The organism is Clostridium porci (genome assembly GCF_009696375.1).
GTDB classification, from domain to species: domain Bacteria; phylum Bacillota; class Clostridia; order Lachnospirales; family Lachnospiraceae; genus Enterocloster; species Enterocloster porci.
The window spans coordinates 82,232-102,631 of record NZ_VUMD01000007.1; the positions used below are offsets into that span (position 1 = coordinate 82,232).

The 20,400-nt window shown below is 36.6% G+C and carries 19 protein-coding genes; 1 reads left to right on the forward strand and 18 read right to left on the reverse strand.

Annotation, left to right across the window (positions count from 1 at the left end; all coding sequences use genetic code 11):
- Window positions 1–123 precede the first annotated feature (123 nt).
- Window positions 124–927, forward strand: coding sequence for a tyrosine-type recombinase/integrase (locus FYJ39_RS09480; RefSeq protein ID WP_154472225.1), 804 nt, complete (start codon window positions 124–126; stop codon window positions 925–927).
- Between the two features lie 158 nt (window positions 928–1,085).
- Here the strand turns inward: FYJ39_RS09480 and FYJ39_RS09485 are convergent, their stop codons facing one another.
- From FYJ39_RS09485 to FYJ39_RS09570, 18 genes are all read right to left on the reverse strand, one after another.
- Complete coding sequence (locus FYJ39_RS09485) at window positions 1,086–1,886, reverse strand: glycosyltransferase family 2 protein (RefSeq protein WP_154472226.1); 801 nt, start codon at window positions 1,884–1,886, stop codon at window positions 1,086–1,088.
- On the reverse strand, window positions 1,876–2,670 hold the full coding sequence (locus tag FYJ39_RS09490) for a sugar phosphate isomerase/epimerase family protein (protein WP_328597537.1): 795 nt from the start codon (window positions 2,668–2,670) through the stop codon (window positions 1,876–1,878). The genes FYJ39_RS09485 and FYJ39_RS09490 overlap by 11 nt, the downstream gene beginning before the upstream one ends.
- On the reverse strand, window positions 2,670–3,611 hold the full coding sequence (locus FYJ39_RS09495) for an NAD(P)-dependent oxidoreductase (protein WP_154472227.1): 942 nt from the start codon (window positions 3,609–3,611) through the stop codon (window positions 2,670–2,672). Before FYJ39_RS09495 ends, FYJ39_RS09490 begins: the two co-directional genes overlap by 1 nt.
- Window positions 3,612–3,657: 46 nt before the next feature.
- Complete coding sequence (locus FYJ39_RS09500; protein WP_154472228.1) at window positions 3,658–4,593, reverse strand: glycosyltransferase; 936 nt, start codon at window positions 4,591–4,593, stop codon at window positions 3,658–3,660.
- On the reverse strand, window positions 4,580–5,740 hold the full coding sequence (locus tag FYJ39_RS09505) for an FAD-dependent oxidoreductase (protein WP_154472229.1): 1,161 nt from the start codon (window positions 5,738–5,740) through the stop codon (window positions 4,580–4,582). Before FYJ39_RS09505 ends, FYJ39_RS09500 begins: the two co-directional genes overlap by 14 nt.
- 13 nt (window positions 5,741–5,753) lie before the next feature.
- Window positions 5,754–7,112, reverse strand: coding sequence for a hypothetical protein (locus tag FYJ39_RS09510; protein WP_154472230.1), 1,359 nt, complete (start codon window positions 7,110–7,112; stop codon window positions 5,754–5,756).
- A gap of 12 nt (window positions 7,113–7,124) precedes the next feature.
- Complete coding sequence (locus FYJ39_RS09515) at window positions 7,125–8,474, reverse strand: hypothetical protein (protein ID WP_207708697.1); 1,350 nt, start codon at window positions 8,472–8,474, stop codon at window positions 7,125–7,127.
- Between the two features lie 187 nt (window positions 8,475–8,661).
- Window positions 8,662–9,696 (reverse strand): GDP-mannose 4,6-dehydratase, encoded by a 1,035-nt coding sequence (locus tag FYJ39_RS09520; RefSeq protein WP_154472232.1) that lies wholly within the window; start codon window positions 9,694–9,696, stop codon window positions 8,662–8,664.
- Window positions 9,697–9,722: 26 nt separating this feature from the next.
- On the reverse strand, window positions 9,723–10,658 hold the full coding sequence (locus FYJ39_RS09525; RefSeq protein WP_195840408.1) for a GDP-L-fucose synthase family protein: 936 nt from the start codon (window positions 10,656–10,658) through the stop codon (window positions 9,723–9,725).
- Complete coding sequence (locus FYJ39_RS09530) at window positions 10,651–11,604, reverse strand: GDP-L-fucose synthase family protein (RefSeq protein WP_154472234.1); 954 nt, start codon at window positions 11,602–11,604, stop codon at window positions 10,651–10,653. Before FYJ39_RS09530 ends, FYJ39_RS09525 begins: the two co-directional genes overlap by 8 nt.
- Window positions 11,605–11,637: 33 nt before the next feature.
- Window positions 11,638–12,393, reverse strand: a complete 756-nt coding sequence (locus tag FYJ39_RS09535; protein WP_154472235.1) for a sugar nucleotide-binding protein — start codon at window positions 12,391–12,393, stop codon at window positions 11,638–11,640.
- Entirely contained in the window at window positions 12,390–12,539 is a 150-nt protein-coding gene (locus tag FYJ39_RS21205; RefSeq protein ID WP_154472236.1) for a KR domain-containing protein, read from the reverse strand. Before FYJ39_RS21205 ends, FYJ39_RS09535 begins: the two co-directional genes overlap by 4 nt.
- A 19-nt stretch (window positions 12,540–12,558) precedes the next feature.
- Window positions 12,559–13,725 carry a DegT/DnrJ/EryC1/StrS family aminotransferase gene (locus FYJ39_RS09545; protein WP_154472237.1) on the reverse strand — a complete coding sequence of 389 codons (1,167 nt, stop codon included), beginning with the start codon at window positions 13,723–13,725 and terminating at the stop codon, window positions 12,559–12,561.
- Between the two features lie 27 nt (window positions 13,726–13,752).
- Complete coding sequence (locus tag FYJ39_RS09550; protein WP_154472238.1) at window positions 13,753–14,748, reverse strand: GHMP family kinase ATP-binding protein; 996 nt, start codon at window positions 14,746–14,748, stop codon at window positions 13,753–13,755.
- Window positions 14,749–14,753: 5 nt separating this feature from the next.
- Window positions 14,754–16,277, reverse strand: coding sequence for a lipopolysaccharide biosynthesis protein (locus FYJ39_RS09555; RefSeq protein ID WP_154472239.1), 1,524 nt, complete (start codon window positions 16,275–16,277; stop codon window positions 14,754–14,756).
- Window positions 16,278–16,292: 15 nt separating this feature from the next.
- Window positions 16,293–17,339, reverse strand: a complete 1,047-nt coding sequence (locus FYJ39_RS09560) for a glycosyltransferase family 10 domain-containing protein (RefSeq protein ID WP_154472240.1) — start codon at window positions 17,337–17,339, stop codon at window positions 16,293–16,295.
- A gap of 60 nt (window positions 17,340–17,399) precedes the next feature.
- Window positions 17,400–18,860, reverse strand: coding sequence for a DUF362 domain-containing protein (locus FYJ39_RS09565; RefSeq protein WP_154472241.1), 1,461 nt, complete (start codon window positions 18,858–18,860; stop codon window positions 17,400–17,402).
- Window positions 18,861–18,963: 103 nt separating this feature from the next.
- Window positions 18,964–20,325, reverse strand: a complete 1,362-nt coding sequence (locus FYJ39_RS09570) for a phenylacetate--CoA ligase family protein (RefSeq protein ID WP_154472242.1) — start codon at window positions 20,323–20,325, stop codon at window positions 18,964–18,966.
- Window positions 20,326–20,400 lie beyond the last annotated feature (75 nt).

A 20,400-nucleotide genomic window follows, 5' to 3' on the forward strand; every position in this document is an offset into this window, starting at 1 on the left:
TTCTCCTTTTGTTGTCCTACTGCATTTTATCATAACATATCAAAACAAAAGAATCAACTAATCCCCCACCTTAAATTCATTGCCCGAATTGTGTTACAATCCTTTGGAAAGGGGGCATACGCCATGATAGATGAATTTGAAGAATATTTACAAAGCCATAATCTTTCTGAGAACACCATCACTTCATACTCATTTGCGCTTAAACAATATAAGAAAAACTATGGCAGCATTACACGTAAAAACCTTAAACAGTACAAGCTCTGGCTTATTGAAAATTATAAGCCAGAAACAGTCAACCTAAGAATCCGAGCAATAAATTGCTATTTAGAATGTATTAACAAAACAAACTTAAAAATCCCTTCTGTTAAAATGCAGCACAAAAATTTTTTGGAAAATGTTATCAGCGAAGCTGACTATATCTATTTTAAGAATTGCTTGAAAAGCAATAATGATATGCTATGGTATTTTGTTATTCGTTTTTTAGCCGCAACCAGAGCCAGAATAAGCGAGTTACTTCAGATTAAAGCAGAACATATTAATATCGGCTATCTAGATTTATATTCAAAAGGAGGAAAATTGAGAAGGCTGTATATCCCGGAATCCTTGCAAAATGAAGCAAAAGACTGGCTGAAGAAGCTTAATCGCACCAGCGGCTTTGTATTTTTAAACCGGCAGGGAAGGCTGATTACATCAAGGGGTGTTGCAATTCAGCTTAAAAGTTTGGCCGTTAAGTATAATATTAATCCTGCAGTGGTATATCCCCACTCCTTCCGGCATCTTTTTGCTAAAACCTTTTTGGCAAGATTTAATGATATTGCTTTGCTGGCAGATTTAATGGGACATGAAAATATTGAAACCACAAGAATCTATTTAAGAAAAACCAGTACAGAACAGCAATTAATCGTTAATAAAGTTATTGATTGGTGATTTATAATTTATTTTAATGTATAAGCCGGGTTAACAAACCTGGCTTTTATAATATACCACCTAAACGATTCCATTTTCTTATGCCGGCATATTCTCTTTCTTATTGTTTAAACCCCCGTAAGCATATAGAAGATTTGTTGTCCCAAATGAGACAACGATTAATCTTCCATCCTATTTGGCTTATATCTCCCCAGAAAATTTAAAATCAGAATTTTCATCAATTCCGTATTCCCGCGCAGCTTTGAAATCTTAGTCGGTATATTCCCAGATTCTGGATATGCACGGGTTACAGGAATTTCACAAACTTTCATCCCAATTTGGGAAGCACGAACCGAAAGATAAGCTAAAAGCTCGTAAGCCGCAAAAACATCTCGAAAGATCTGTACCCGGCTATCTTTTAGATAACGAGCAGAATAACCTCTGTAAGCATTTGTCGTATCTGTATACCAATGCCTGGCAGTCAGTGAAATGATGGGGGCATGAATCAATCGAACGGACCAGTACCGAACTAATGGAGTTCGTATAGCTCTTCCGCCAGGAATAAAGCGTGAACCTTGAATAAAGTCATACCCCTGCTCCAGCTTTTCAATGAAAGCCGGCACATTTTCAATGCTGTCTTTATCATTCCCATCCATGGTAATTACCCCTTGGTACCCTCTCTGCAGTGCAAACCAAAATCCCATTCTAAGTTGAGCCCCCTGGCGGCCGGAGCCAAGTTTAATTAACAATGTATTTACGCCCAGGCCTTCTAATTCGTCTATGCAGCCATCTGTAGAGCCTCCGTCGCAGATGATGATATCCGCCTTGTCAGAAACATTTGCTTTCATTGCCCTTTTTAACTGATTTTTTATCCTGTTCCCTTCATTAATAACCGGAATACAGATACAATAACTGGAAGTTCTCGGATAATACTCATTCGATTCAAAGTCCGGAATACCTGACAGGTTTTCATATTTCATAATACACCTCCTTCACTTCTTCCATGATACGAAAAATCGTGTTAACATCTGCACCTTTCTGCATCTCGATAGATACATAGCCAGAATATCCTAAATCTAAGAGAGCCTTCAGCTCCTGATGTATGTCCCGGCAGTTCACTCTCTTAAGATTTGGCTCACTAATATGTACATGATGAATCCAGGACAAATCTGCTGCATAATCCTCTAAACATTCCTGATTCTCAATCACAGTTCCTAAATCCAGATTTACCCGAATTCCATCAGTTCCTACCTCCTTTGCTAAGTTAATCGCTTCCTTAGTAGTATTTATGTAATTAGTCTGGTAAATAGGCGGGTTCGCTTCCAAAGACAAAATAACATTATGGTCTGCAGCATAACAACCTATTTCTTTAAAAAAGGAAATAGCCAGTTCTTCTGCCTCATCTATCTGGCGGTTTCGATTTTTAGGGGAACCAAACACCAGATTTCCACACCCAACAGCCACAGCGAACTTAATGGCTTGCTTAGTATAGTCTATTAAGATGTTTCGCTCAGCCTGGGTTCCAAAGAGCCGTTCAGCTCTTCCGAACCAAATAGACTGCATAGAGGAAATAGATAATCCATAAGTGTTTTTGAGATTATAAGCCCATTTTTTTGCCTCAGACAGCTTTTCATAGGGATACAGGGAAAATACCCGTGTGGGGGCAATTTCCAATCCTGTATACCCTATTTCCTTCATTCTTACGTACAAAAGATTATCATCAGCAGCTTCCCAAGCAATATTTGAAATAGACAATTTAACCACTACAATCCTCCCTCTTTTTTAAATTGGTTTTGAACAAACTTGCGGATTTCCTCTTTCATTTGTCTGGCAGAATACAGATATCCCTTCTGGCCTCCGAACTGTGTGGAATAGATGCTTTTAAAATCATAGTTTATTCCATGACCGCCAATATGATTTTCAAAGCTTCCTCCTGTAAGATATTGATAAAGCTCTCTAACAGTAATAGGCTCGGTAGCTAAATTTAATAAAGGAATCTCTAATTCTAACGCTCGTTTTATGTCCTTCCATAAATATTTCAAATGATAGAACTGATAAGAATTACGGCTGTCTGTAAAGTTTAAAGCTGTGAAACCAATTTTTTCAAAAGCCTGGGTCAGAGTTTGTTTCTGCTGTATATTTAAAGAGACGCATTTGTAAAATCCATTTTCCTGCTTAATATAATAGTAACTTAAGTCAGGAATTGCTTTGGACAGCTCCTCCATTTTAGATACATCCAGCAGAGACGGAATCCGGTGAATAAAATCATAAATAAAATTTTTCTTTAGATTTATACCAATAAGCGCGGGGAGCCGCAAAATCAGGGCTGATGGAAATAATTCTCTTACTTGACTTTCTAAATAGAAACGATTAAGCCCATATGCCTGCAATTCATTTGGTAAAATCTCTGATCGCTCATCTACATTTTGAGGATTGGGATAAACATCAACAGTAGATATCAAAACCAGCTTACCTGGAGCGATACGCTGTATTGTTTCTAAGGCTTGCTCCATAGAGCGCAAATCTTTTTTCGGATTAGCGTTTGCAAGAAATTTTTCAGCTCGTATTCCAGCATAGATTAAAAGTTCCGGCTTCGTTCCAAACGAATCTGTAATATTACTGCTATTATATAACCTGTCAAATGCATGGCTGTTTGATAAATTCGATCCCACAAAACCGGTATAACCAACAAGTGCGGTTTTCATATTATTTTATCTCCGATCCGCCGCTCTACAGCAGCACAAATATGATTTACTTTAATTTTTCAATGGATTCTATCACATAATTTTGACGACTAAAATTTAATTTCAAAATAAGTGATACATATTTAATCAGAACAGTTAATAATATAAATATTCCAGTAAAGCATACGGATAAGAAAAGCATGGTTGTCGTCCAGCCAGCCACTGGTTTCCCGCTGCAATAAATAATAATTGTATATAATCCACAGCCAAGAACGAGGCCCAACATTAGCATAGATACAAACACCGAACAGCGCCATGCCAAGTCTGAATACAGTACGAACGCATTAATAGCGGTTTCCTGCTGGCTGTATTTCATCTGTTTATTCAAAGGCAATTTTGTCTTTTTCCCATCAAAAAACAATACGTCGGTATTTAATCCACAGTTAGCGTAGACTGCTTTTCTATATGGTATAACCGCACTCATTGAATGAACCCTGTTAATAGCCCGGCGGGACAAAATACGGAAGCATTCTGTTCTGAGTATAGATTGAGTCCTGGACGCCCAGTTGAATATAGAGTAAAAAAGGGCAGCAGCCTGATGATCCTGTTCCTTTGGGGCAGCGGTGACAATATCATATCCGGTTAATGCATGGAAATAAATATCCTTAATCATAATTTGGGGAAAATCTATCACTGGAGAATCAAATTCAAATACAAAATCACCAATTGCCAGGTCAACACCGGCATTCATCGCCAATTCCAAACCCTGATAGTAACTCATATGTACAATTGAAACCATATCCTCTGCATATTCAGCCGCATGCGCCCTGATTGCCGCAATGCTGTTATCTGAGGAACCGTCATCTACACAGATTATTTCGTATTTTTCAAAGTTTTCTTTGAAGCACGCATTTAGCATTTTCAGGAATGAAGTTATTTCATGTTCATGATTACAGATATAAACAACGGCAGAAACAAAATTTTTTTCTTTATTTAAACACATCTTCTAACACCTCATCTAGATCGTATACTGTATTAATTTTACCAGACAACACGCTGATATAAGTCGGGTGAGACGAATATTTCCTTATAATGGTTGGTCTGGAATCATCGATCTCAGAAGCCTTTAAAATTGGCTTCATGGAGAACAAGGAGCTCTCATAAGAGAAATCATATTCTTCTTTCAGGTATTTTTTTGCCAAATTAGACATGTAGGCCCAAGCTGATTCAGGTTTAGCCGAACAATCATTGCAATTAGCCAACCTGTGGGGGGAGCATAATCCATGACTTTTGCTTTGGCATGGAAAGGTCGGTAACGTATCAAAACTAGCAGTATGAGGCGTAAAGGTCACGGATGTCAGGGAATGCAGTCCTGTTTTTCCAAAAGGCATAATCGAAAAAAAAGGGCCATCCATAACGGTGATTCCTACATTTTGCAGAGCTTTATTGGTCCTGCAAAGAATAATTTCACACAACTCATATTTGATTCTAAACGGCTCGAATCCCATCATAGCTGTTAATTGATTTGTCGATGCATAGGTAGCATTGAGAAGAAAATCCGTTTCATAGTAATCGCCATCCTCCATAAACAGCGAAAAATGTGTAGAACTTTTTTGAATTTTAGATATATGCCTATTATAAACAATTTCTACATTATGATACCGTTTCAACTGGTTTAAAAAATATTCCTTTAAAATACGAGCATCATAGGTATATTCTTCTGTTAAGAACGCTCCGTCACACATCCCTTTATTAAAATATTTATCTGGAGCGACATCATCACAGCGTATACCGGCAGTCTGGCAAAACTGGCGGAACTGTGCAGCATTGGTCCAAGAAAATTTGGATGAGGTAGCATATACCTGATCAAAATTTGTCAAAATACAAAAGGAATAATCTGCTATAAAGCGCTTGAAATAATGTGCAGACTTTATGGCAGTTGAAAAGGATCGAGGGTAATGATAACCATTATGAACCCGTGCTTGATTGATATAGGTTGCTCGTCTGAAAGGAGTAGGATCCGCTTCTAAAATTATAATTTTATCATCCCCCCCCCCCCGTTTTTTATCCAGGATCTGGATTAGCTGAAGCGCTGAATAGAGACCATATAAGCCTGCTCCCAGAATAATAGCGTCATAAGATTGTTTCATTTTCTTTCCTTCCTTAATTTTTATGCAAACATAATTTGCAAATAGTACCATGCATGAATACTCCAATGCTGCAATATGCAAACGGGAGAACATAAACAGAGCTTCTTATAAATTCGTCATATGTACCAATGTAAATAAATAGAAGATTAATTAACAGCAGTATGGAAATGCCAAAATGGATCCAGGGGATTTTTCTGAATTTAACACTATAATAAATACAGTATGCTGCTTCTGCAGCACCAATTCCCCACAAGTATATGCTTCTCATGAAGTTAAACACGTATCTGGCTGGAATTAACATATATTTAATTGTGCTATTTTTATACTTAATAGAATCCCAGTTATCCCAAAACTTCCATCCGCTATTCAAGATAATTTTCTTAGCAATATATTTTACATATCCTTCAAAATCATTTTTAATACATACCTTTCCAAACTCAAGGGCATTGGAATTTTGGCTGTAGCTATTATCTCCAAACATATCCAGAACCGCCCAGGCAGCAGCATACAATCCTCTTTCTTCATTTTCTTTTAAATAAATATCTTCAATTTTGTTAACCAATTCTTTATCTGGATACGCCTTATATAAATCTGAAATTAGCAAATCAGTAATCAAATGCCTGGGCGCTTGGTTCGTAATATTAAAAACACCATTTTTTACTTTATAAAGTCCGCAGTATATACCGATTAGGCATAATGTACCGATACATGCAACGATTGTTTTTTTAAGAATCACACGTTCATATTTATATATAATAAATCTCAGCACAAAGAAAGCCAATAGGAAAATGTTCCATATCAGAAAAGCTGGTTTTAAAAAGGTCATAATGAAAGTAATAGCTACCGTACTTACACCTGTTGTTACTTTCGGATTATAAATATAGCAAACGATAAAATAAAGCCATATAGTAGCCACTGATACAGAAAAAGACTCTGTTAAAATATATTGATCCCATCTTATAATTCCTAAATCATTTCCAAAGGCAAATATAATAAATAAAGCAATCCAGTCATTCCTTGTTATTATCTTGATTGTCCTATTTAAAAAATAAATTGAAATGACGGAGACCACATTTTGCAGTATAACAACAACCGTTAGATAATGATCCTCAAATATAATTTTACAAATACGTAAAATAAAAGGGTAAACTGGGGTACGATGGCTAAAATTTAATTTTAAAAGCTCACTAAAGCTATAATTTACATAGGTAGAAGTATCACCAGCCCAAACAGGATCCGGATTCTGCATGTACCATGCAATACGCACGCCGATAATCCATATCCAAACCGCTGCTGCTGCAAATCTACAAAAATTTTGAGAAGCTTTTTCAGTCATATTCCTTAAGCCCTTTCTCCCTTGTTGTTGGTTCATTCCGCATATTTCTTACCCTAACCGGGAAATACCTCTCCATATATCAGGAATACCATCAATTAACAAGGACAAAGAAAGATAGAAGAATGGGAGCACATGAACCATTGTTCTAGCAAAAGAAGCGTTAGTTCCTGTAAATGTTGTTACTATAATTCCTGTTAACAATACTCCTATTCCCAGATAAACCCACAAAATTTTTTTATATTTGAACCACCCAATCAAAAACCCACCCAAATTAATCATTGTAATAATATATATGTGCCCTAATGTAACAAAACTAAATAGAGAGCCTAAAAACATGGCTACCTGCCCATATCCCCTCCTTTCCCATGTATCCAAGTATTCCCCTCGCCCATTTGTAAAAACCTGCATTCCTTCATTTAGGAGGGTTTTAATTAAGTAGTTTAGATAGGAAACCGGCTCTTTCAGAAAACATTTTATGGCAAATTCCTGAGACTCCTTTAAACCATATTTTTTAACAAGCTCTTCTATCTCCGTCAAACTGGGATAAGGCTTTTCATCACCTGACAATAAACAAGAGATATCGTTTATTAAGCTTTCATTTGATCCAGATTGATAAAATCCTTGCTCTGCACAAACATATAATAACTGTCTAGGCATAACTGATGTAATGCTGAATAACCCATATGCCTTATAATAAAAAGAGCTATATACCATCACGACCAAAATGCATGCTCCCGATACCAAAAGTGGAATATTAACAATATCTTTATTACGTTTTAAATAAAACCGATATACTACTAAAAATAAAAAGTAGCAAAATAAAAGTAATAAAAATGTAGGGCGATGAAATACCAGAATCAAACTGAAAACAGCCAAAAAACATCCGGTTTTAGCTAAAGGATCTTTTAAATACTTTATTATATTATAAATAAAAATAACTGTTCCTGATATTGCCAAAGACTCTGTTAATATTACTTTGTCCCAGGAAAAAATTTGTGGATTACATCCATATAAAAAGGTTAATAAAATCGCCAAACGTTTCCTTATTTCAATTAATCTTAACGATTTATACAGATAAACAACCGCGATAAAAGAAGCTGCCATCTGGAATAAAACAACGGCTTTTAAATAACCTTCTTGCTTTTTCATAACATACCAACAGCTGCGAATAATGGCAGGATAAACAGGAGTTCTTTCACTTGTAAAATTAAGTGAGAGAAGATCCCTAAAGGAAAAGTTTACGTATCCGTAAGAGTCCGGAGCCCAAATTATAGAAGGCATAATTGAATAATACAAAATTCTTACCAATAATACAGTACTTAGCATAATAAAAACAGCACAACAAGGGTACAGACTTCTAATATTAATTTGTCTCCTCCCTTTGGCTATGAGAATCATACTTCTAACCATCCTCCTCTCAATATTCTAGTTACGAACTCTTTTAAAGGCCTCCAGTTCCTCCGGCATCTTCCATGCATGAAACTTACTTTCGCATCTTTTTTACATAGAGCTTGCAGCGCTAAAATAGCAGGCTCCGATTTTCCGAAGAAAGCATGATACTTTCATGTATCATCTTTTTTCCTTATTACCTGCTGAGAAATAGTTCTCCTTTTTCGATACGCGCTCTCCAGTAATTTAACAGATCGCTCATCGTTTTTTCGTATTTAATTTCCGGCTCCCATCCCGTATGCTTCCTGAATTTAGAACAGTCAGGAACTTGCAAATCAGCATCAATCGGGCGCAAACGTTCTGGATCAACCTCCGTGGTAATCTGATTCTTCATTGGCGACATATTGATTAAGGTCTCCAGAGTATCCCTAACCGTGCAAGTATAGCTGCCGCCGATATTATAATATTCACCTGAAATTGGATTTATCGTTACCAGCATATAGTACGCCCTTACTGCATCCCTTACATCCGCATAGGTTCTAAGAGAATCTAAATTCCCTACGTGCACGACTGGTGGAATTAATCCTTTTTCTATCATTGCTATCTGCTTAGCAAATGTTGATTCATGGAACACATCTCCCCGCCTGGGACCGGTATGAGTAAACATCCTGGTGGTCATAACAGTCATCCCATAGGCTTCAGCATAGTATCTTCCCAGGAGATCCGTTCCCACCTTTGAAATTGCATAGGGACTTGCCGGATGGAATGGGCAGTCCTCATGAATTCCCGTGTCAGGCTTCTTCTCCGCGGGTATTTTTCCAAATACTTCCGAGGACGCGCACACATGAATGACAGGATGGTAGCCCGGTTCCCGTTCCATTTCAAGATGCACGGCCTCTAAAAGCCTGCATGTCCCTAATACATTTGTATTTAATGTTTCAATCGGAATTGTAAAGCTGGTAAGGGGGTAGCTCTGAGCAGCTAAGTGGAATATATAATCTGGCTTATATTTTTGAATTACCAGAAGCAGGGAAACCTGATCATTCAGATCCGCATACTCAAAGTAAACTCTCTCTTTTTTATTGGCCTTATCTAATAGATGCTCCACGTTCTCAATGGGACTTCTCCAGCGGCAAACACCATAAATATCCCAATCTGTATTTTCTAATAAATAGTCGGCCAAATGTGAGCCAACCATGCCTGTAATTCCTGTGATTAATGCTTTTTTCATATTCTCACCTTTTTCTAGCATATTTTTTACTCCAATAAATTAGTCTCTAACGCATACCTGTATAAATCCATAATACCGTTTCTCAAACTTACCTTAGGCTCCCACCCCAACAGCTTTAATCTTCCTGAATCCAGCTTTTGACGTGATGTACCCTTGGGCCGGGTTAAATCATTTAAAATTTTTCCTTTATAGCCGCAGATATCTGCGCATATGCTTGCTAATTCCTGAATACTGATCCATTCTCCACTGCCAACATTATACGTATCGTCTTCATGCTCCACATTCAACAGCAACTCAACTGCGCTTACCAAATCCTCCACATGCAAAAATTCTCTCCGGGCTTTTCCGTCACCCCAGATGCATACTTCTGATTTGTGGTGCTTCACAGCATCATGAAACCGTTTTATCATAGCCGGAAGAACCCCTGTTTGTTCTGGATCAAAGCTTACGTTCCTCCCATACAAATTAACTGGCAGCAGTGAGGTAAACTTTGTGCCAAACTGAGCATTGCATATCTGGCAGTATCTAATTCCCATGGCTTTGGCCCATGCATAGCCTTCAGTGCCTTTCTGCACCGGACCGCTGAAAAGCATATCTTCCCGGAAGGGTTCAAAAATAGATTCGGGATATACGCAGCTTGCGCTGATATTAATAATTTTTTTAACTCCAGCTAAAAGAGCTGCATGTATCAGATTAAAGTTAATCATCATATTGTCATATAAAAATTCTGCTGTATGAGATAAGTTGGCCTGAATTCCTCCATGGTTGGCTGCAACCATAATAACCCAGTCCGGTTTTTCTTTTACCAAAAAGTCCTCAACGCTTTTCTGGCAAACAAGATCCATCTCACTAGAGGTTCTTGTTAAAATATTTTTATAACCCTTCTGTAATAAGCGATGGGTTAGTGCAGTCCCTACTAATCCTCTATGTCCTGCAATATAAATTTTTTCATTTTTATTCATGTCCATTGCCTTGTTCTTCATAGATATTAGCCAAATACCAGTTATAGGTATGCCTGATCCCTTCTTCCAAAGATGTCTTTGGATAAATGCAATATTTTTTTGCCTTTTCACTATCCAGGAGTCTCTTAGGCATGCCATCTGGCTTTGCGTCGTCATATTTAATTTCTCCAGTATATCCCACAGTATCTCTAATAATTTCGGACAATTCCTGTATCGTATTTGTGTGTCCAATACCAATATTGACAGGCTGGCTTTCATTACAATATTCAAATAATTTCAAACATGCTTCAGCGGCATCATCAATAAATAAAAACTCTCGCTCTGCCCGTCCAGTTCCCCATATCGTCACCTCTGGAGCATTTTTCATCTTTGCTTCGTGAAATTTCATGATCAGAGCCGGAATTACATGGGCTTTCTCTAAATCAAAGCAATCATGGGGCCCATATACATTTGCAGGAATACAGCTTATGAAACAATCTCCATATTGTTTTTGATAATATTCACAAAGACGAATCCCAGCTATCTTCGCAATGGCATATCCTTCATTCGTAGGTTCACAGGAACCTGTCAGGATACTGTCCTCCAAAATTGGCTGTATACACTTTCGTGGATAAATGCAGGACGAGCCAAGATACAACAGTTTTTTCACACGGTATTTGTGAGACGCATTCATTACATTGCAAGTCATCAATAGATTTTCCATACAAAAATCTGCCATATAACGGCGGTTTGCGTCAATACCCCCCACAAGCGCCGCAGCCATTATCACATAATCAGGCCTTTCCGATTTGAAAAATAATTCTACCTGCTCCTGCCTCGTTAAATCCAGCTCATCATGTTTTCTCACAACAACGTTTTTATATCCTTTTTTCTTTGCAGCCTCATAAAGGGCATTTCCAAAAAGACCCGTATGACCGGCAATATACAGTTTGGCTGTTTTATTCATTTTCTCTCCATACCATGCAAAAGGATACTAGTTTTACAGCTTTGCTTTAATACTTTTCCTTGAAACAATCTTCTTCAGCATCGAATTATCCAGCAGTGTACAAGGAGCCCTTTTAGCCTTATAAATCTTTTTATCCTCCAATACACTTACAGGGACTATCAATTCTTTCGGCAGCATTAAACCTTCCGCTATCCTAATTCCAATATCGTACTTAGATAACTCCTCATCCCCAGACACGTTGAGAATAGGCGGAAGACAGTTCCTATGCTGTTCAACTAATTGGATTGTCAGTTCTGCCGCAGTTCCAAAGTCCAGAGTTGACCGCAGGGAATCATAGAACATTTCCGTTTTCTTCCCTGTCCTCAGGTTTTCTACGATTGTATCGTAAAAATGATTTTTCCCCTTTACAAGGCTGGGCCCAATGAGTAATGGATAGCGAAATGAATGGTACCCATAATGATTTACAATGGCTTCTCCAGCAGCCTTCTGGATTCCATACAAATTTACCGGATTCAGCCTGTCTGTTTCTTTAAAGTGATAACTATCATGGCTGTTGCCATAGACACTGTCTGTTGATGCAAAAATAAAAGTATTTAATTGCTTCAATCTGCTTAAAAGATATTCCAGGCTGATTACATTCATATTCCACGAAATCCATGGATTTTCCTCAACCAGATCCGGATGAAGGTATGCGGATAAATATATGATTTTGCATGGTTCTTCTATAAAATTTATTGATTGTATTAAATGATCCAAGTCCGATTGATTTAAAATATCACACCGAATCACCCCCCCCCCCCATCCCCACTGTCTTTTTTATCCTCATTCACTATCTGGTTTCTTGCTACAATAATTATCTTCTCGCTCGTCTGTCGTCGAATTTCTCTTGTTATATAAGAGCCAAGAAAGCCGGTTCCACCTATAACGACATACATGCCTGTTCTCCTTTAATCGTTAAATTTTGTTGATAATCCGGGTCAGTTCTAAAATTTTTCGTCTGTCCAACCCTGGATAATTGCCAGTATACATTCCATAAAAATGGATTTTCTCTGCATTCACATAGTCTGTGGGACATATATCAGGATATCGTTTTCTAACAAAGGGCTGTCTAAGCTGATTTCCTCCTCCGGCAGTTCCACGACGGAACTCCACGTTCTCCTCCCTTAATGTCTGAGTCAATTGTTTGAAAAATTCAGGATCCGCCTCCCTGAGCAGAAGCACAAACGCATAATTGCTGTTCCCTTCTGTATCAAATTCATTAAAATATTTTTTTCCGTCCAAATTTTCAATAAATAGGCGAAAATTCTCGCGGCGTTTTGCAATATTATCATCCAGGCGCTTTAATTGATTCAGTCCAATAACTGCGTTTAACTCTGTGCTACGCATATTAAACCCTGGTACCATAAATATAAATTCGGGGTTTAAATCAGGAAATTGATCTTCTATATTTTTCTTATATCCTTCGTTGGTAGTTTCCCTAACCATTCCATGGCTGCGGTACATCCTCATCATCTGATAAAACTCTTCGTCATCTGTACTGACCATTCCGCCTTCGATGGTGCTCATATGGTGTGCATAATAGAAGGAAAAATTAGATGCAAAACCAAGGGAACCTACCTTTTTGCCATTGAGAGTAGCTCCATGAGATTCACATACATCCTCAATAAGAAGAATATTTCTCTTTTTTAGTTCATTCAATAGAGATTCAGATAAGCCGTTAAATCCCAGCACATGTGTTAAAAATACGGCTTTCGTTCTATCCGTGATTTTTTCTAAAATATGGGCTTCACACATGGCCATGTTTTTTAAATCTACATCGACGAATACAGGAGTATGACCCGCTGCAATAACGCTGCTTATATCGCTCACCCATGTGATTGTGGGGACAATTACCTCTCCCATTCCGTATATTTGCGCAATTCCTGCCATTGTCATAAAATTAGCCGAAGCTCCCGAATTAACAAATACACTATATCTGGTTCCCAGCCATTCACTCCATGCCTGTTCAAATTCCCTTACTTTAGGTCCATTGGTAAAACGATCCGTTGTCTCAAGAAAACGGATTAAACACTGGGTATCCTCTTTTGTAATGTTGTTGCTCATCAGTGGTATGTTTAACATTAATCTCCCTCCAGATAATATCTATATTTAAGCGTCAAAATCCTCAGGCCTGTAGTATAAAACACGGCTTCCCTCATTTTCAAATGTAAACGGTATATGAAGTAATTCACCAAGCTCCTTTTTTAGGTTCTCCTGCTTGTCTTTCTCAATATAAAAGACAAAGAACCCTCCTCCTCCGGCTCCCAGAAGTTTGCCGCCTACAGCGCCGCTTTTTACTGCCCGCTCGTAGATCTGATCTAAGGCATGATTTGATATGCTCTTTGTAATTCCACGTTTTAAATGCCAGGTATAATCCAAAAGCTTTCCAAATTCATTTAAATCAGCTGTTTTAGTGGTAAGGATTGCTTCAGCAGAATCTACAAGCTGCTTCATCTCCGCTAATTCCCTCTGTTTATCTCTCATAGCACCTTTCTGCTCTTTGGCAATTTCACTAGAAAACCTTGCAAACCCCGTAAAAAAAAGCATAAGATTATCGTTCAATAATTGTTTCTTTTCTCTGGAAATAACAATGGGATTCACATTGATGCCATCGGCGCTGAAATTAATTCTGTTAAATCCCCCGAAGGAAGCTGCTACCTGATCCTGAACTCCTCCGTCTTCATTGCAAAGCACTCTTTCTAGATAGATAGCTTCTTTTGCCAACTTCATTTTATCTGCATATTGCCCTTTTAATGCGTGAAAGGCATTCAGTAAACCTACAGCAAAGGAACTGCTTGTTCCAAGCCCGGATTTTGCTGGAAGATCAGCGTCGTAGGTTATCTGCAGTTCCCTCATATTCAAATACTTCATAGCCTCCCTTACAGCCGGATGTTCTATCTCATCAATGCTATTCACCCGTTCAATTCGGGAATAAGATACTTGATTGGTATAATCAAAAAAACGAGGAAGATGCCTTACTGTAACATAACAGTATTTATCAAAGGTAGTGGATATAACACTCCCTCCATGTTCTTTGTAGTAGTCTGCATAATCAGTCCCTCCACCAAAAAAGGACATACGAAACGGCGTTTTTGTTATTATCATATCGCTCACCCCATCTTCTTTTTGATTGTGCCAATGGCTGCCTGTATATAAATCTGAGCAGTATTGTATTCATGCGATTTTATGAATATCAAACTATTACACAAATTTGGAACTGTGATACATATTAATAATCGTTTAAAAAAGCCTGCCAGCGAAACATCAATAGGCCTGCAAAGCTGGATAACGATAACGCCTTCTATTATACATATACACCAGAGGCCAACATTTTTTATAATATTAGAAATGACTGCTTCTTTTAAATATTTTTCTTTAAAAAACCTGATATTTCCATACCATATTACTAAATTTCCAATAAGTGTACCTAAAAGGATTCCTTCCAGTTTGTACCTGTAAGACAATATAATTGACAATATAATATTTAGTATGGAAGCCCAAACAACAAATCTACGATCTTTTTCATATTCACCATAAACAAATCTGAAGTAACTCTGCATCCCTCTTATGATTTCCACAAACATATTAGCAGCTAATAGAATTACAAATAGGTACGATAATACATAGCTATTGCCAAATACAACTGTAACAAACGTTTGAGCCAGTGCAGCAACAGAGATAGCAATAAATGATGCCATACAAAAGCTGAAAAGATTGACCATGTAATAAAGATTCTGCCTTTTTGAACAATCCTCACTGTAAACAAGATTTCCTATGGATGCCTGAAGCGGCTGAAACACTCGGGTTACGATACTCATAATCTGATTTTTTATCATAATATAATTACTAAAATATCCGACATATACGATGCCCAGTATTTTAGCAATTATTATATTATCTGTTCCACAAAAAACAGTACCTGCCAGTTGATGTCCAATAAAATTTTTAATATCCTTTAACAGACCTCTTTCTTTGATGTGAGATAGTTTGATTTTTGTGCTTTTTATATATTTATAGTCCCGTCTTATAATTTTAAACATATAAAGATCGGAACATATTCCTCCCAACAGTGTTAGAATAAGATAAATAATGTAGTCTCTGAAAAGAAAGATACTAAATATTTTTATAATATTGAATGAAACATTAAAAACTGTGTCAAATAGTACATGGACATTCTCTTTTTGATCCGCTGTATACAGCATCCTGGGGTAGGAAAGAAAATACGTCCTTAAAATGTTGGCAAGCTGAAGATAGTAAATAATTCTTAATAATAAAGCGTTAAGTGTATTTCCTGTAATAAACTGTTCTAAAAAAAAGCTGCATATAATACCTGCAATTAAAATAAATCCACCAATCAAAAAATAAATCCATTTATAAATATTATATAGATATATAATTTCCTTCTCATCTTTTTCAGAAAACGCCTTATAAAGATGATAGCTTATATTTTTGCTAACCCCCATTTCTGTAGTTGCCATAATAGTAAAAATATTGGCAAATAAACTTTCGTAGCCAAGATATTCAACACCCAAATAGTTCAGAAAACAACGGCGCAAAAATATGGTAATACAAAGCATTATTACATAGGCGAAGATAGCAGTCACAGCATTTTTTATAAACCGTTTTAATCTCATCCTATCGTTTCCTCTCTAAAATTTCCCATAAAAGACGAGCTTCCTATGTAAATGTGCATATAACTTCTTTAAGTGCAAAATGCTACACATATGCCTGACGATGCTGTCACAAATCAATCTTAGTGTCCTTACTTTGGCTCCAGAACAAGCTATACGCTCTGCCACATAGCCCCTGTACGTCCGGTTTCTTCTATATGCAGCTGTCAAATCCTGTTTAAATATATTTACAAGAAAAGCTTCTAAATTTTTATAGTATTGCTCCAGTGAAAAATCATTGTTAAACATTGGTTCACCCATCATTTGAAGGTATAAATCATCATTATTATCAATTTCCTTTACTCTCTCTACCACTTGCTCAAAGCTGCCATACTCATGTACATTGATAAAAGCCTTTGAATTAAATTCCTTTGTGATTTCTGGATCCCCCCAGTAAATGGGAATTGTACCAGAAGCAAATGCATCCACCAGTCTGTCTGAATCGTATCCATAAGTATTTTCAAAAACCAACGCAAATTTACATTCTGAAAAAAATTCTCTTTTATTATCAACAAAGTATCCAATATTATTTTTATATCTACCGCCGGAAGATACAGTTTTGTACTGTGAAAGCAATGCTTCCATTTTATTTCTTTCTGGTGCTATTGGGTTTGCATGAACAAAGCCGCAAAATTTATTTTTTTTAATTAAATCTTCCTTGCGAAAAGCTATTTTATTTTTTGCTTTATGGATGATATCCTCTGTCAGGTAGTAGGTGTAAGGAAGAACCCTAAAATATCTGTCCCCAAACTGCATATGATTAGAACCTATTGCATAATCGCATACATTAAAATCTGGAACTACATACTCCTGTTGCCAATGAATACGGACACAATCATATTTAAAAATTTTACTGGGATATCCGTAATCGGAATAAATAAGATAATCTGGATTGTCTGAAAATTCAATTTTAAAATGCTTTTTAATTATGTTAGTAATAATATTGTCATGGGCATCCAGTATAAAATTATTTGCATTATGTTGATCTAAACATACATATTTAATTTTGATCAGCTTTCTTTCCATGAATTAATATCTCCCTAGATCACATTTAACATCTGTAACTATTTTTCAAAATACGTTCTTCTACAATTCTATATGGTTCATCCATCCTTTGGAAGCTTTAAATCGGAAAGGATTCATAGTTTGCAAATCCTTTATCGCAATTTTGTTCCATTCATTCTTATTTGAATAAATCTCAAACTGAAAGTCACAAACTGTTAATTTTAAGCACTTTATAAAATATGCATTTCTAATTGATGGAATTTTTTTAAAATCAAACCCCATCAATGTAGCAGCTACCGTATCAAATATAACGGGATCTTTACTCCCTGCTATGATACCGATTGGCTTTTCTTCTGGAATCAACGGACCCTCTCCTTCTCCAGAAATCACCATATCACCTAATATTAAAAGCCTTCTTTGCTGTTTTCCCTCTGTGATTTGTCCCTGTTTATCTGCATAAAGCAAAATACGATTCAGATCTACAATCGTTCTCCAGATAGTATCATTTCCATACCAGCTCCCCTCATAAAAGGGATCCTTGGCAATCACTTTTGACAAAAAAGAAGAACCCTTTCTTAAGAAACGCATACACTGAACAGATAGCGTTTTATCCTTCTGGCTTTTTTTTATCATTATTTCATCAATATTACCTGCAATCTGCTTAAAGCAATTCTTATGATAGTATTCATCACCCCCCTCTTCTACAGAGCCTTTCGTATGGTGGGGAAGCCAGTCTTTATTTCCATTAATTCCAATCAAATTTTTAAGCGCTCCGGTCATACCTGCTTTGCGGTGTGTCTTAGGCTTAGGCAAATTGATAATTACATCTGCTTGTAAAATATAATTCGATATTAGGTACTCGTGCCGTTCCTCATTATGATGACTTTGCATATGCGCTGGGTCATACTTTGTAACACGGTAGCGCTTACTCACTGCATTTTTTTCGCAGTGCGCTGAATAAGCGCCTAAGTTAACCGGATGACATCCTCTATTCGTCTCGTCATAATAAATTGTTTTCACTTGTCCCCATACTGTCTTTGATTTAACAAGTCTAAAATCGGCAAGCGTAAATTCAACATTTCTTTGTTTATAAAATTGCTGAATGACGTTATATCCCTGCTCCTCAACTAATGTTTCAAAATCACAGGTTTGAAGCGGAGCGTCTCCTACAATGATTTTTCCTGTTCCCTTTAAAGCTATAAGGACATAATCCAGAACAGCCCTGACAATCGAGGGATGAGTAATCAAGCAATCAGTTCCAAAGCTTTTAACATGATTCTGATGCATTACCATATTGGGTTTTAATAAAACAGTATCACCAAGCTGGATTATCTCTCCTAATGGATTCCATTCAGCAGTGCCGTAATGCTCTAAATCCATTTTCATACCCACAAACACTTGACGAACCATGTCATATATAGGATTTTCTATTTTTGATATACTATCTTGTCCCCATAAATATTCAGGATATAAAACTGAAGGAGAAAAAAAATCACTTTTTGACGGATATTTATATACATCTCTTTTCTCTATATATATCATAATAGTTCAAATCTCCAATCACTTCTTTTATGTCAGATTCAGCCTAGTAATCTATATTAGCAACTTTATTGTTTTTAAATCATAGCCCAGCTCTGGGCATCAGTCATGAATTCAATTTTGAAATTGTATATAAGTACTTTCCTGATGATGTAGGTAAAAGCTCCTTTACCTGTTCATACTCAATCATACAGTCATTGCCCATTACCAGCCTGACTTTCTGGTTAATATTTGTTTTAAACGTTTCCTCAATTTCTTTATTATCCTTTGTTTTAATTTTTATAATTATTTTGTCAAAAGCAATTTGTATTACCTGAAATTTTTCTATCCAGTCGTTAAAATAAAATAAATGTGTAAAGTATTCACCATCAATTTTTTTATTATCTTTTGTAACAAAAATATTAACGCTCCGTCCTTTTACATGCGTCAGTTTCGGAAAACCCCTTCCACATTTGCAGGGAACGCTTGAGATTGCTCCAATATCGCCTATACGATAGCGTATCAACGGCATTTTGTGATTCACCAAATTTGTTATAATAATATTACCGTCTACATTTTCCGGAACGTCTTCTCCAAAATCATTTAATATTTCGACGTATTGTGTAAACACATTGACATGCATCCCGTTCTTTTCCCGGCATTCCATTCCAATCCCTGAAACTTCCCTGGAGCCATATCGGTTATATACCGGAGCATGAAATGTATCTTCAATATAATCTCTCCAGTCCGGAAACAAAGTCCCCGCGCTTACAATAATTCCTCTTGGAGAATATACCTGAAGTTGATTACTGCGAATAAACTTTGCTAAATCAAACACCGACTGTACATAACAAATCATATATGAAGGCTTATACTGGTTAATCCTTCTTACAGCATGAAACATATCTTCCTGAGACATCATAAATGTATTTATAAAGGCTGTTCTATGAATAAATTTATTTGAAAGGCTATTTTTAATTGATTTTCTCCCTAGAAATATATCCCTTTCCGATCCCCATAAGGAAATCAGCTTATCACCTATGTCACAACCTACCATGGAGTGGAAAAACGCTGTGGAGTCGCATATATTCCTGTTAAAATCTTGAAGAATGGTAATCGGTTCCCCTGTCGAACCTCCAGATGAATTTACAATAAAATTATGTATATGGGGGTTCTCCAACCGTTTTCCTTCGCTTCTTATAATATCTTTGGTCAAAATAGGAAATTTTTTAATATCCTGAAATATTGTCTTTGCCGAATAATTAATGTTCTTTTGTCTAACAAGCTCTCTATAATAAGGAACATTGCGGCAAGCATCATCAATAAAGCGAAAAAGAATTTCTCCCTGCAGCTTTCTATTTTCATCAATGGAATTATATTGATTTTTATAAAGATATTCATTAAATTTCTGCCTGCCGGTATAGTGTTTTAATTTCAGCCATATGGGATAACTGAAATTTTTTATTAAAAATTGAGCGATATCCTTCATAAAACCTCTCACGTATTCTTCCCTAAACAGCTTCTCTGTAACCTCAGCTTACATAGGCTCTGTCTCACGTCTTGA

Bases quoted from the DNA above. Each gene is read 5' to 3' on its own strand.
- FYJ39_RS09480 (WP_154472225.1), top strand. From the start codon at position 124: ATGATAGATGAATTTGAAGAATATTTACAAAGCCATAATCTTTCTGAG.
- FYJ39_RS09570 (WP_154472242.1), bottom strand. From the start codon at position 20,325: ATGAAGGATATCGCTCAATTTTTAATAAAAAATTTCAGTTATCCCATA.
- FYJ39_RS09505 (WP_154472229.1), bottom strand. From the start codon at position 5,740: ATGAAACAATCTTATGACGCTATTATTCTGGGAGCAGGCTTATATGGT.
- FYJ39_RS09515 (WP_207708697.1), bottom strand. From the start codon at position 8,474: ATGATTCTCATAGCCAAAGGGAGGAGACAAATTAATATTAGAAGTCTG.
- FYJ39_RS21205 (WP_154472236.1), bottom strand. From the start codon at position 12,539: ATGTATGTCGTTATAGGTGGAACCGGCTTTCTTGGCTCTTATATAACA.
- FYJ39_RS09495 (WP_154472227.1), bottom strand. From the start codon at position 3,611: ATGAAAACCGCACTTGTTGGTTATACCGGTTTTGTGGGATCGAATTTA.
- FYJ39_RS09530 (WP_154472234.1), bottom strand. From the start codon at position 11,604: ATGAATAAAACAGCCAAACTGTATATTGCCGGTCATACGGGTCTTTTT.
- FYJ39_RS09545 (WP_154472237.1), bottom strand. From the start codon at position 13,725: ATGTTAAACATACCACTGATGAGCAACAACATTACAAAAGAGGATACC.
- FYJ39_RS09485 (WP_154472226.1), bottom strand. From the start codon at position 1,886: ATGAAATATGAAAACCTGTCAGGTATTCCGGACTTTGAATCGAATGAG.
- FYJ39_RS09550 (WP_154472238.1), bottom strand. From the start codon at position 14,748: ATGATAATAACAAAAACGCCGTTTCGTATGTCCTTTTTTGGTGGAGGG.
- FYJ39_RS09500 (WP_154472228.1), bottom strand. From the start codon at position 4,593: ATGTGTTTAAATAAAGAAAAAAATTTTGTTTCTGCCGTTGTTTATATC.
- FYJ39_RS09555 (WP_154472239.1), bottom strand. From the start codon at position 16,277: ATGAGATTAAAACGGTTTATAAAAAATGCTGTGACTGCTATCTTCGCC.
- FYJ39_RS09565 (WP_154472241.1), bottom strand. From the start codon at position 18,860: ATGATATATATAGAGAAAAGAGATGTATATAAATATCCGTCAAAAAGT.
- FYJ39_RS09520 (WP_154472232.1), bottom strand. From the start codon at position 9,696: ATGAAAAAAGCATTAATCACAGGAATTACAGGCATGGTTGGCTCACAT.
- FYJ39_RS09525 (WP_195840408.1), bottom strand. From the start codon at position 10,658: ATGAATAAAAATGAAAAAATTTATATTGCAGGACATAGAGGATTAGTA.
- FYJ39_RS09510 (WP_154472230.1), bottom strand. From the start codon at position 7,112: ATGAACCAACAACAAGGGAGAAAGGGCTTAAGGAATATGACTGAAAAA.
- FYJ39_RS09560 (WP_154472240.1), bottom strand. From the start codon at position 17,339: ATGGAAAGAAAGCTGATCAAAATTAAATATGTATGTTTAGATCAACAT.